We start from the raw sequence: 12712 nt of genomic DNA, 5'->3' as shown, positions 1-12712 counted from the left end.
GAAAGACAAAGGGCACGACCTGTAAACAGGATCGTGCCCGATGTTAACCGTCTGACGGACAAGCCGCCAGCCGATCAGTGTTGCTTAAGCTGCTACCACAACAACGCGTACGGTGGCTTCAACTTCGGCGTGCAGGTGCACAGCCACGTCGAATTCACCCACGTTGCGGATGGTGCCGTTCGGCAGACGAACTTCGCTTTTCGCAACTTCAACGCCGGAGGCGGTCAGTGCGTCAGCGATGTCGTGAGTACCGATCGAACCGAACAGCTTGCCTTCGTCGCCAGCGGTGGCAGTGATGGTCACTTCCAGCTCGGCCAGTTGGGCAGCACGGCTTTCAGCCGATGCTTTACGGTCTGCGGCAGCTTTTTCCAGCTCAGCACGACGCTCTTCGAACGCAGCCAGGTTGGCAGCGGTCGCAGCGGTAGCTTTGCCGAAAGGCAGCAGGTAGTTACGGCCGTAACCGGCCTTAACGTTTACTTTGTCGCCCAGGTTGCCCAGGTTGGCGATTTTTTCCAGAAGGATCAGTTGCATGTGGAAATCCTCTTAACTTTTAACCTTCACCGTTCGCGTTATCGGTGTCTTTCGACACGTGACGACCGCGAAAATCAATCAGGCTGTCGACAATGGCCAGGACCACGAGCAACGGATAGATCAGCTGCATGAACAGCAGCAGCGTGACGTACAACCCCACCAGCCAGAAACCGGCCAGTCGCTTCTGCCCGACCAGCCCGTGAATCAGGGCAAGTCCGGCGAACACCAGCGGTACACTGCACAACGGCGTCAACATGGCCATCTGTGCACCGAGATTCGGGCCCAGAAGCATCAACGCCAGCAGTAACATCGCCGGCCCCAGCGGGATCCGGATGGCGCGAAACTCGCGACCAAAACCACCCGGGTTGTACAACAACGCCTGCCAATGCCGCCCGACAATCAGGCTCAGCACGCTGACGATTTGCAACAACGCCGCAATCAGTCCGGTCAGGACTGGTGCGATCAGGGACGCGAAACGCGCTTGCTCATCGACCGACAATTGCTTGTAAGTCTCACCGAGAAGCGCCGGCATGACCTTTATCAAGGCCTGCGCGAGCATCTCGATCTGGGCCGCAAACGCTGCCCCGAGCACCACTGAAAACACCACTCCAATCACTACGCTGACCAGCAGCGTGCGGACCCAGGACTCACTTGCGCGCAAAACCAACGCAAGTCCCGAAGACCCCAGCAGCACCAGAAGTGCCCGTGGGTCATCGGCATACAGCCACCAGATCAATGCCGGCAGCAGCCCCAGAGACAGAACACCCAGGGCGTCCGTCAGTCCGCGCCGCAGCAGCACAAGGCTCCCGGCGGCAGCGCCCAACCAATACAACAACGGCAATGTTGCACATCCGGCCACCACGAGAGTGGCCTGCATACGGCCTCGCATGATGAACTCAGCTAAGGCACGCATGCATTCAATCCTTTGCTACTTGTCGACTGCCCGGTCTCAGCGGCCGTGGCTGTCGGTGTAGGCCAGCAGGGCCAGGAAGCGGGCGCGCTTGATAGCGGTGGCCAGCTGACGCTGATAACGAGCTTTGGTACCGGTGATGCGGCTTGGAACGATTTTGCCGGTCTCGGATACGTAGGCTTTCAGAGTGTTGAGATCTTTGTAATCGATCTCTTTCACGTCTTCAGCGGTGAAGCGGCAGAATTTACGACGACGGAAGAAACGTGCCATTTGATAGGCTCCTTAAAAGGTCCGTGGATTACTCGTCAGCGTTATCGCTGTTGTCGCTGTCATCACTATCAGCGCTATCAGCGCCTTCGTGCTCAGGACGGTCGCGACGCTCACGGCGCTCACTGCGGTTTTCTTCAGCCTTGAGCATCTCGGACTGGCCAGTAACGGCTTCGTCGCGACGGATGACCAGGTTACGGATCACTGCATCGTTGTAGCGGAAGTTGTCTTCCAGCTCGGCCAGGGCCTTGCCAGTGCACTCAACGTTCAGCATCACGTAGTGAGCCTTGTGAACATTGTTGATTGCGTAGGCCAGTTGACGACGGCCCCAATCTTCCAGACGGTGGATTTTGCCGCCGTCTTCTTCGATCAGCTTGGTGTAACGCTCAACCATGCCGCCGACTTGCTCGCTTTGATCCGGGTGGACCAAAAAGATGATTTCGTAATGACGCATGAATGCTCCTTACGGGTTGTAGCCTGCCGCTCAAAAACGGTCAGACAAGGAGTGAATGACACTTATGGACTTGCTGGCGCGGGGCACATGCGTGCCTGCCGTCACAGCAAGGGGCGCAATTGTAGAGAAGGGACAGAAGAGGTGCAAGGCAATTGGTGATTATTTGAACAACCACCCATTTATGCCACACCACAAAACACTGTGGGAGCGAGCCTGCTCGCGAAAGCGATACATCAGGCAACATTAATGTCGTCTGACACACCCCTTTCGCGAGCAGGCTCGCTCCCACATTTGAACCGCTTTCAGCTCAAGACTACTTCTTCGTGGCAGCCTTGGCCTTCGCACCGCGCTGACGCTGCGCTTCAAACAGGCACACGCCAGTTGCCACGGATACGTTCAGACTGCTGACGCTACCGGCCATCGGCAGCTTCACCAGATAGTCGCAGTGTTCGCGAGTCAGGCGACGCATGCCTTTGCCTTCGGCACCCATGATCAGAATGGTCGGGCCGGTCAGGTCCTGGTCATAAATGCTGACCTCGGCCTCACCCGCCGTACCGACAATCCACAGACCGCGCTGCTGAAGCTTTTCCAGCGTACGCGCAAGGTTGGTTACGGCCACCAGCGGAATCACTTCCGCCGCGCCGCAAGCGACTTTACGCACGACCGGGGTCAAAGTTGCCGATTTGTCTTTCGGCACGATTACCGCCAGCGCACCAGCCGCATCGGCCGAACGCAGGCAGGCACCGAGATTGTGCGGATCGGTCACGCCGTCGAGCACCAGCAACAGTGGCGCGCCTTCAGTGCGATCAAGCAGCTCATCGAGCATTGCTTCGCCCCAGACCTGGCTCGGGCTGACTTCCGCGACTACTCCCTGATGCACGCCTTCAACCCAGGCGTCCATCTCACGACGCTCGGCCTGACCGACCTGGACACGATTTTCGTTGGCCAGCTCAACCAGCGTCTGCACGCGCGGATCGTTGCGGCTTTCCGCCAGCCAGATCTGCTTGACGCGTTTCGGGTGGTGACGCAGCAACGCTTCTACCGCGTGAACGCCGTAGATTTTTTCCAACTGACTCATGACTTCGCCTTCGGTTTACGTGCCCCGCCACTTTTGGCTGGAGCAGAACCCGCTTTTGGCGGGCCTTTACGGTGTTTGCTCGGTTTTGCTGGCTTGCTGCCGGAGGCCTTTTCAGGCGCCGACCGTCCGGTCTTTCCCCCGGACGCCGCTTTACCACCGTTTTTAGCGTCGGAAAGCAGCGCTTTCTTCATTTCACGGCTTTTGCGCAGCTCGGCGTTTTTCGCCACGGCGTCGCTTGGACGATAGGCTTCGGCGACCTTTTCTTTCGCCGGACGACGACCAGCGGTTTTCGCTGGAGCCGCTTCGGCTTTTTCCTTCGCGGCGGGTGCGGCAGTTTCAGCACCACGCTTTTTCCGACCGATCGGCGCGCTGATGGTTTTTTCAGCCATCTCGAAGTCGATCTTGCGCTCGTCGAGGTCAACGCGCATCACGCGCACTTCAACGGTATCGCCGAGGCGGAAGCTACGACCGGTGCGCTCGCCCGCCAGGCGGTGATGCACAGGGTCGAAGTGGTAGTAATCGCCCGGCAGCGCGGTGACGTGCACCAGGCCTTCGACGTAGATATCGGTCAGTTCGACGAACAGACCAAAACCGGTCACCGCAGTGATCACGCCCGGGAACGACTCGCCCACGCGATCCTTCATGAACTCGCACTTGAGCCAGTTCACCACGTCGCGGGTCGCTTCGTCAGCACGGCGCTCGCTCATCGAGCACTGCTCGCCGAGCTGCTCCAGCGCTGCTTCGTCGTACGGATAGATACGCGCCTTCGGAATGGTCATCGCGCCGGCACGACGAACGTGCGGGGTGTCCTGTTTCGAATGGATCACGCTGCGGATTGCGCGGTGCGTGAGCAGGTCCGGGTAACGACGGATCGGCGAAGTGAAGTGGGTATAGGCTTCGTAATTCAGGCCGAAGTGACCCTGGTTGTCAGCGCTGTACACCGCTTGGCTCAGCGAGCGCAGCATCACGGTCTGGATCAGATGGAAATCCGGACGGTCCTTGATGCTCGCCAGCAAGGCCTGATAGTCCTTCGGCGACGGGCCGTCCTTGCCTTTGTGCAGGGACAGGCCGAGCTCACCGAGGAACGCACGCAGTTTTTCCAGACGCTCCGGTGGCGGGCCGTCGTGGACGCGGTACAGCGCAGGAATTTCGTGCTTCTTGAGGAATTCGGCAGTGGCTACGTTGGCCGCCAGCATGCATTCCTCGATCAGCTTGTGCGCGTCGTTACGGGTGGTCGGACGGATTTCGGCAATCTTGCGCTCGGTACCGAAGATGATTCGGGTTTCCTGCGTTTCGAAATCGATCGCGCCACGGACGTGACGGGCAGCCAGCAGAACCTTGTACAGCGCATAAAGCTGCTTGAGGTGCGGCAGAACATCGTTGTACTCACCGCGAAGCTGACGCGCCTCGGTGATTTTCGGCGTTTCCAGCATCGCGCTGACTTTGTTGTACGTCAGACGGGCGTGGGAATGGATCACCGCTTCATAGAAGCAGTAGTCGGTCATTTCGCCGGACTTGGAGATGGTCATCTCGCAAACCATGGCCAGACGATCGACGTGTGGGTTCAGCGAGCACAGGCCGTTGGACAGTTGCTCAGGCAGCATCGGCACGACGCGCTCGGGGAAGTACACCGAGTTGCCGCGCACTTGCGCTTCGTTGTCCAGCGCCGAGCCGATCTTCACGTAGCTGGAAACGTCGGCAATCGCCACGTACAACTTCCAGCCGCCGGAGAACAGGCGCAGCTTGCCCGGTTTGGCTTCGCAATAAACGGCATCGTCGAAGTCGCGGGCATCTTCGCCATCGATAGTGACGAACGGCAGATGACGCAGGTCGATGCGCTTCTCTTTGTCTTTTTCTTCGACTTCCGGCTTGAGCTTGGCCGCTTCTTTCAGAACAGCCTCAGGCCAGACGTGCGGAATATCGTAGGTGCGCAGGGCAACGTCGATTTCCATGCCCGGCGCCATGTAGTTGCCGACCACTTCGACCACATCGCCTTGCGGCTGGAAGCGCGGCGTCGGCCAGTGGGTGATTTTCACCTCGACGAACTGACCGATCTGCGCATTGGCGTTGCGGCCCGGGGTGACCAGCACTTCTTGCTGAATCTTCGGGTTGTCGGCAACGACAAAACCGATGCCGCCCTCTTCGAAGTAGCGACCGACGATGGTTTCGTGAGCTCGCGAAACCACTTCGACGATCACGCCTTCGCGGCGACCGCGACGGTCGAGGCCGGAAACACGGGCCAGCGCACGGTCGCCGTCGAATACCAGACGCATTTGCGCGGGGCTCATGAACAGGTCGTCGCTGCCGTCGTCCGGCACCAGGAAGCCAAACCCGTCACGGTGACCGCTGATGCGGCCAAGGATCAGGTCGAGCTTGTCGACCGGCGCGTACGTACCGCGACGGGTGTAGATCAGTTGAGCGTCGCGCTCCATGGCGCGAAGGCGGCGGCGCAGGGCTTCGATCTGGTCTTCTGTGGTCAGACCAAACTCTTCGACCAGTTGCTCGCGGGCAGCCGGAGAACCCCGATCGGCGAGATGCGCCAGGATCAGTTCGCGGCTAGGAATAGGGTTTTCGTATTTTTCCGCTTCACGAGCGGCCTCGGGATCGAGGGACTGCCAATCGGCCATTAGAGAGTTTTCACCTTGTCTATATGCGGGTTAGTTTGGCATAGGCGCCATGAAACGGGAAATTTCCGACTATATAAGGCCCAACTAAGGCCTTGTATCGAAGCTGGAAAGCCGTTTTGACCACCGCTGGTAAAAAAAATCATATTTTTTGCTGACAGGGGTTTACAGTTAAAAAGACGCTCCGTATAGTGCGCGCCATCGACGACGCACAGCGTAGCCGATACTGCCCAGATGGTGAAATTGGTAGACACGCCAGCTTCAGGTGCTGGTGACCTTACGGTCGTGGAAGTTCGAGTCTTCTTCTGGGCACCAATTTCGAGCTTGAGACTAGATCAGTTTCAAGACTCACACAAAACCCGCGAAAGCGGGTTTTTTGCATTCTAAGCCCGGGTTTTCTTAAAACTGATTTATTAAAATTAAATCAGGGGTTTACAGATCAAAAGGCGCTCCGTATAGTGCGCCACATCAACAGCGGCAACGCTAGCGATGATTGCCCAGATGGTGAAATTGGTAGACACGCCAGCTTCAGGTGCTGGTGACCTTACGGTCGTGGAAGTTCGAGTCTTCTTCTGGGCACCAATTCAAATTCAAGGTTACGGCCTTGGATTTCACAGAAACCCGCGAAAGCGGGTTTTTGCGTTTCTGGCCTCCAGAAATCCATCACCACCCCGCCTATCAAAACGCCAGCCCCACCGCAAGGCGCACTTGAGAAACAATATCGTTTATCATTGTTGCAAGTTTTTGCAATGCGACAGTGAGGAACCCTGCGAATGACGTTTCGAAATACCCTGCGCCGAGGCTTGACCTTTACCCTTCTCGGCCTGGCGCTCGCCACTCCCCTCACCCAGGCTGCCGATGCGGTTTCCCTGACTCTCTACAACGGCCAGCACAAGGAAGTCGGCGACGCGATCGCCAAAGCCTTCGAAGCCAAGACCGGCATTCACGTCAATGTGCGCAAAGGCAGCAGCAATCAGCTCGCCAGCCAGATCATCGAAGAAGGCGACCGCTCCCCCGCCGATGTGATCTACACCGAAGAATCGCCGCCGCTGAACAATCTTGGCGAACTGGGCTTGCTGGCCAAAACCGATGACACCACTCTGGCTGTGCTCCCGGAAAAATATGTCGCCGGTAACGGCACCTGGATCGGCGTGACTGCCCGCGTTCGTGTGGTCGCCTACAACCCGAAAATGGTCGATGAAAAAGACCTGCCGAAATCGGTGATGGAATTCTCCGATCCGCAGTGGCAAGGCAAAGTCGGTTTCGTACCGACCAGCGGCGCGTTCCAGGAACAGGCCGTGGCTATCATCAAGATGCACGGTCGCGACGCCGCCGAAGAATGGCTCACCGGCCTGCGCGCCTTCGGCAAGACCTACAGCAACAACATGGTTGCGCTCAAAGCCGTGGAAAACGGTGAAGTCGCTACCGTGCTGGTGAACAACTACTACTGGTTCGCCCTGCAACGCGAGAAAGGCAAACTGGATTCGAAACTGCATTACTTCACCGGTGGCGACGTCGGTGGCTTGATCACCGTATCGAGCGCTGCCGTGCTGAAATCCAGCAAACATCCAAAAGAAGCCCAGCAATTCCTTGCCTACATGGCCAGCGAAGAAGGTCAGCGCGTGATCACCCAGACCACCGCAGAATACCCGCTGCACAAAGGCATGGAATCGGATCGCGGACTCAAGCCATTCAGTGAACTGGAAGCGCCGAACGTAACGCCAGCCGATCTGGGCAACGCCGAAGAAGCGCTGGAACTGGAACGTGAAGTTGGCTTGAACTGATGGCCGCATCGTTATCCGCCCCCGCCGCGCGCGGGGGTTACGTGCCAAGGCGCAAACGGCCATCGATCTGGCTGGTGCTGCCGGTGTTGCTGCTGGTGGTACTGAGCCTGTTGCCGCTGGCCTATGTCGGGCTCAAAGCCTGGCAGGCCGGCTGGGCCGAGGCCTTGCACTTGCTGTGGCGCCCGTATGTGTTCGGCCTGCTGCGCAACACCTTGGCATTGATGGTTGGCGTAACCCTCACGTGCGGCGTGATCGGTCTGTCGCTGGCCTGGCTGCTGGAGCGCAGCAACTTGCCGGGGCGACGCCTGTGGGGCGTGATTCTGTGCCTGCCGTTCGCGGTGCCCGCGTTTGTCAGCAGCTTCACCTGGGTTTCTTTGAGTGCGCAGTTCGAAGGGCTTGGCGGGGCGATTCTGGTGATGAGCCTGTCGAAGTATCCGCTGATCTTTCTGCCAGTCGCCGCGACGCTGCGCAATCTCGATCCTTCTCTTGAAGAATCTGCCCGCACCCTCGGGCAGAATCGATGGGGCGTGTTTTTCCGTGTCACCCTGCCACTGCTCTGGCCGTCGCTGCTGGCAGGTTCGCTGCTGATTGCTTTGCACATGCTGGTGGAGTTCGGCGCACTGTCGATCATCGGCCTGCAAACTTTCACCACGGCGATCTATCAGCAATTCGAACTGGAATTCAGCAATGCAAACGCGGCGATGCTGTCGGCCGTATTGCTGGCGCTGTGCCTGGTGTTGCTGTGGCTGGAACTGCGCGTACGCGGCAAAGGCCGGCACGTGCGCACCGGGCAAGGCGCGGCGCGGCAGGCTGAACAGGTTCGACTCGGACCATGGGCAGCAGTCGGTCAGCTGTATTGCCTGATGCTGGCGATTGTCGGCAGCGGGATTCCACTGGGGATGCTGGCGTATTGGCTCGCGGTCGGTTCGTCGGCGGCTTTTCCGGTGGCGGCGATTACTGAAGCCCTGCTCTCGTCTTTGGCGCTTTCTCTTGGCGGTGCGGCATTGTGCCTGGTGCTGGCGGTGCCGGTCGGATTGTTGGTCGTGCGCTACAAAGGCCAACTGGCGATCTGGGCCGAACGCTTGCCATATCTGCTGCATGCACTGCCAGGATTGGTGATTGCGTTGACGCTGGTGTATTTCGCCCTGCATTACGTGCCAGCGCTGTACCAGACTTCGGGGTTGCTGCTGATCGCTTATGCGCTGCTGTTTCTGCCATTGGCGCAGGCGCCGATTCGCACGGCACTGAACAAGGCGGCACCGCAACTGGAAGAGGCTGCGCGGACGCTGGGCGCTTCGTCATTTACGGCGTTTTGCCGGGTGACGTTGCCGATCATCTTCCCGGCATTGGGCGCGGCGTTTGCACTGGTGTTTCTGGATGCGATGAAGGAATTGACGGCGACGCTACTGTTGAGTCCGACCGGGCTGAACACGTTGGCGACCGAAGTCTGGGCGCATACCGCGAATGTTGAGTTTGCGGCGGCGGCGCCTTATGCGGCGTTGTTGATTTTGGTATCGGGATTGCCGGTTTATTTGCTGACGACCCGGATGTATCTGAGCCGCTGATGCCGCTTTCGCGAGCAGGCTCGCTCCCACATTCTGACCGAGTCCCATCAGAGGAACGCGATCTATGTGGGAGCGAGCCTGCTCGCGAAGAGGCCCGCCCAAACAACCTCAAGCCCTGAACTGCCCCAGACTCGCCTTCAGCTGCGCCGCCAAACCATCCAGCACCTTGCCACTGGCCGTGGTTTCCACCACCGCCTGCGCCGCTTTCTCGGCCTGTGCATGAATCGTTTCGACTCGCCCGCGCACCGCCTGCGCACCTTGCGCCTGATGCGCCGCTGCCTGAGTTGCCAGACCAATCGCCGCGTGCACCTGCTCGACCGAGGCCTGCACCGATTGTTGTAAGCGCGCACTGTCACGCAACACTAGCAAGCCTTCGCTGGCCTGACGCCCGGCCTGACCGATCGCCTCGACCGCCTCACGCGCGCCCTGCTGCAACGCGACGATGTGCGCCTGAATATCGCCGGTGGAGCTTTGCGTCTTGCTCGCCAGCGCCCGCACCTCGTCGGCCACAACCGCAAAGCCGCGCCCGGTTTCGCCGGCACGTGCCGCCTCGATAGCGGCGTTCAACGCGAGCAAGTTGGTCTGCTCGGCGATCCCGTGGATCACCGTCAGCACCACTTCAATCTGCTCGCTCTGCTGCGCCAGCCGCTCGATGACTTTTGCTCCGGTATCAACCTGTCCGGCCAGCGCTTCGATCAAGCTGCCGACCTTGGCAGAGGTGCGAGTGTTTTCATCGGTAGCCTGACGAATATCGACCACTTGCTTCAACGCCGCCTGCATCGCGTGGCTTTCCGATTGTGCCTCATCGGCCATCTGCGATAACGCGCGCAGGCTCTCCGCTACTTCATCACGCTGCATACCTGCTGCCGCATCCGCACCGGCATTGCGCAACGTCATCGCGCCGATTTCCACACCGGTGCGTTGCGCGACATCACCCGCCTCGCGCACGATCGGCTGCAACTTATCCACAAAGCGATTGACCGCCGAAGCCATGTCGCCGATTTCGTCCTTGCTGTTGATCTGTACTCGCTTGGTCAGATCGCCCTCGCCCGCAGCCAGATCATCCATCGCCGCATTGAGCATCTTCAGGCGATTGACCACGCGATGGCCGAGCACGACTGCCAGCAATAGCAGCACACCACAGCCGACCAGCGCCAGGCCCATGCCGATCCGCCAGCGCAAGGTTGCCGCTGCTTCCTGAACGGTATTGGCGGTATTGGATTTCATCTCGGTCGCAGTGGACTGCGCCGACTGCAGGCGCGACTGCATGGCTTTGGCGCTGTCTGCTGCTGCGCCCTTGAGACTGTCGCCGACCAACTGATCACTGCTGGCGATCAGCGCCGAGAAGCGCTTGTCCAGTGCCGCCAGATCGGTTTCCACCGAGGCTGTGGAGACACCCATCAGCACCTTGCCGATTTCCACGCCGTTGGGATTGATCGAGGCTTCAAGGTAGTAGACCGACGGATCGTTCTTCGCTGCATCCAGCACTTTATCCAGCGCACGCTCACCCTGGCCTTTTTCCAGCAAAGCCTTGTTGATCGGGTTTTCGCGGTTGAGATAACGGGTCAGGTGCTGGCCGGTGGCGTCGTCGTAGACCACGAACAGCACGTTGGGATTACGCTGGGCACGGCGGGCGAATTCGGACAGGGTCGGTACGTCGCTGTCCCACATGGCACGCGGGGCGACGGAGGCCAGTAACTGCGCCATGTCATTGGCCGAATCTTTCAGATCCTTTTCCAGCGTCGCACGCAATTGCGCCTGCTCATCCTTCAGGCGCGAAGACAGGCCGGCGGTAAGCCGCTGACGGGTGCTGGCTGACAAAGCATCGAGGCTTGAGGTGACTTCACGCCCGGCCTGCTCCAGCTCGCCGGAGAGTTTCTGGCTGTCGGCACCCAGACGCACCGCCAGATCAGCTTCCAGCGCCGTGACGGTGCTCCGCGTCAGGGCAACGGCCACCAACACCTGCACCAAAAGGGCGATACCAAGGGTAACGAACACGGGACGCAACAAACGGCTTTGTAACAGTGAGAGAACGGCCGACACTGTGAATACCTCTACTTCTGACGCCATTAATTTGATGGCACTCTTGTAGACAGATTCACAGCAAAGGTCATGCCGTCCAACAGGCATAAACGACAAAGGCCCCGATGAAGGGGCCTTTGTGTTTTTACATCAACGACTTATCAAGCAAACGGATGACGCAGAACGATGGTTTCGTTGCGGTCCGGGCCCGTCGAAATAATGTCGATCGGCGCGCCGATCAGCTCTTCAACGCGCTTGATGTAGGCACGAGCGTTAGCTGGCAGCTCTTCCAGGGTCTTGGCGCCCACGGTCGATTCGGTCCAGCCCGGTACTTCTTCGTACACAGGCTGCAGGCCTACGTAGCTGTCAGCGTCGGTCGGCGCAACAGCATTGCCTTCGGCATCTTTGTAGCCGACGCAGATGTTGATGGTTTCCAGACCGTCGAGTACGTCCAGCTTGGTCAGGCAGATGCCCGAGATGCTGTTCACATCGATCGCGCGACGCAGGATAACGGCGTCGAACCAGCCGCAACGACGGGCACGGCCGGTGGTCGCACCGAACTCGTGACCTTGCTTGGCCAGGTGTGCACCGACTTCGTCGAACAGCTCAGTCGGGAATGGACCCGAACCGACGCGAGTGGTGTAAGCCTTGGTGATGCCCAGGATGTAGTCGAGGAACATCGGGCCAACGCCCGAACCAGTGGCCACGCCACCGGCGGTGGTGTTGGAGCTGGTCACGTACGGGTAGGTACCGTGGTCGATGTCGAGCAACGAACCCTGGGCGCCTTCGAACATGATGTCTTTGCCGGCGCGACGCAGGTCGTGCAGCTCGGCAGTCACGTCGAGCATCAGCGGCTTCAGCAGCTCAGCGTATTCCTTGCACTCGGCCAGGGTCTTTTCGAACTCGATGGCCGGCTCTTTGTAGTAACCGACCAGCATGAAGTTGTGGTAATCCACCAGTTCACGCAGCTTGTCTTCGAAGCGCGGCATGTTCAGCAGGTCGCCAACACGCAGGCCACGACGAGCAACCTTGTCTTCGTACGCCGGGCCGATGCCGCGACCGGTGGTACCGATCTTCAGCTCGCCACGGGCCTTTTCACGGGCCTGGTCCAGCGCCACGTGGAAGGACAGGATCAGCGGGCAGGACGGGCTGATACGCAGACGCTCACGCACCGGTACGCCTTTCTCTTCCAGCTTGGTGATCTCGCGCAGCAGGGCGTCAGGTGCAACCACCACGCCGTTGCCGATCAGGCACTGCACGCCTTCGCGCAGCACGCCCGACGGGATCAGGTGCAGGACGGTTTTCTCGCCGTCGATCACCAGTGTGTGGCCAGCGTTGTGGCCACCTTGGTAGCGCACTACGGCGGCAGCATGTTCGGTCAGCAGATCAACGATCTTGCCTTTGCCCTCATCACCCCATTGGGTGCCCAGGACTACGACATTCTTACCCATAACACTTGTCCTCATTCGCGCAAACT

Annotated in this window: 10 protein-coding genes and 2 tRNA genes; 4 read left to right on the top strand and 8 right to left on the bottom strand. The window is 59.4% G+C overall.

The annotated features are described in order from the left end of the window. Positions 1-84: 84 nt before the first annotated feature. The 6 genes from rplI to rnr form a co-directional block, all read right to left on the bottom strand. Complete coding sequence (gene rplI, locus HU718_RS03730) at positions 85-531, bottom strand: 50S ribosomal protein L9 (protein WP_003186385.1); 447 nt, start codon at positions 529-531, stop codon at positions 85-87. 19 nt (positions 532-550) lie between these two features. Continuing rightward, positions 551-1444 carry a hypothetical protein gene (locus tag HU718_RS03725; protein WP_016983782.1) on the bottom strand — a complete coding sequence of 298 codons (894 nt, stop codon included), beginning with the start codon at positions 1442-1444 and terminating at the stop codon, positions 551-553. Between the two features lie 36 nt (positions 1445-1480). Further along, the gene (gene rpsR / locus HU718_RS03720) at positions 1481-1711 is read right to left on the bottom strand and encodes a 30S ribosomal protein S18 (protein ID WP_002551829.1); all 231 of its coding nucleotides are present in this window, start codon (positions 1709-1711) and stop codon (positions 1481-1483) included. A gap of 28 nt (positions 1712-1739) precedes the next feature. Then, positions 1740-2162, bottom strand: coding sequence for a 30S ribosomal protein S6 (gene rpsF / locus HU718_RS03715; RefSeq protein WP_038360383.1), 423 nt, complete (start codon positions 2160-2162; stop codon positions 1740-1742). 313 nt (positions 2163-2475) lie between these two features. Beyond that, positions 2476-3240: a 23S rRNA (guanosine(2251)-2'-O)-methyltransferase RlmB gene (gene rlmB / locus HU718_RS03710; RefSeq protein ID WP_150707165.1), complete on the bottom strand. Its 765-nt coding sequence runs from the start codon at positions 3238-3240 to the stop codon at positions 2476-2478. After that, positions 3237-5867 carry a ribonuclease R gene (gene rnr / locus HU718_RS03705; protein WP_186612906.1) on the bottom strand — a complete coding sequence of 877 codons (2631 nt, stop codon included), beginning with the start codon at positions 5865-5867 and terminating at the stop codon, positions 3237-3239. The genes rlmB and rnr overlap by 4 nt, the downstream gene beginning before the upstream one ends. A 225-nt stretch (positions 5868-6092) precedes the next feature. Between rnr and HU718_RS03700 the strand changes: the two genes are divergently transcribed. The 4 genes from HU718_RS03700 (at position 6093) to HU718_RS03685 (ending at position 9213) form a co-directional block, all read left to right on the top strand. Then, a tRNA-Leu gene (locus tag HU718_RS03700) sits at positions 6093-6179 on the top strand. A 180-nt stretch (positions 6180-6359) separates the two neighbouring features. Further along, positions 6360-6446: transfer RNA gene (locus HU718_RS03695), tRNA-Leu, on the top strand. Positions 6447-6637: 191 nt separating this feature from the next. After that, positions 6638-7648, top strand: coding sequence for an extracellular solute-binding protein (locus HU718_RS03690; protein ID WP_186612908.1), 1011 nt, complete (start codon positions 6638-6640; stop codon positions 7646-7648). Beyond that, positions 7648-9213, top strand: coding sequence for an ABC transporter permease (locus tag HU718_RS03685; protein WP_186612910.1), 1566 nt, complete (start codon positions 7648-7650; stop codon positions 9211-9213). Before HU718_RS03690 ends, HU718_RS03685 begins: the two co-directional genes overlap by 1 nt. A gap of 108 nt (positions 9214-9321) precedes the next feature. Here the strand turns inward: HU718_RS03685 and HU718_RS03680 are convergent, their stop codons facing one another. Together HU718_RS03680 and HU718_RS03675 are read right to left on the bottom strand one after the other, a co-directional pair. Then, positions 9322-11256, bottom strand: coding sequence for a methyl-accepting chemotaxis protein (locus tag HU718_RS03680; RefSeq protein ID WP_110719632.1), 1935 nt, complete (start codon positions 11254-11256; stop codon positions 9322-9324). A gap of 140 nt (positions 11257-11396) precedes the next feature. Beyond that, positions 11397-12686 (bottom strand): adenylosuccinate synthase, encoded by a 1290-nt coding sequence (locus HU718_RS03675; RefSeq protein ID WP_016984782.1) that lies wholly within the window; start codon positions 12684-12686, stop codon positions 11397-11399. Positions 12687-12712 lie beyond the last annotated feature (26 nt).

Origin of the sequence: Pseudomonas tensinigenes (assembly GCF_014268445.2) — a bacterium.
Taxonomy (GTDB): Bacteria; Pseudomonadota; Gammaproteobacteria; order Pseudomonadales; family Pseudomonadaceae; genus Aquipseudomonas; species Aquipseudomonas tensinigenes.
This window is presented reverse-complemented; position numbering and strand designations above follow the sequence as displayed.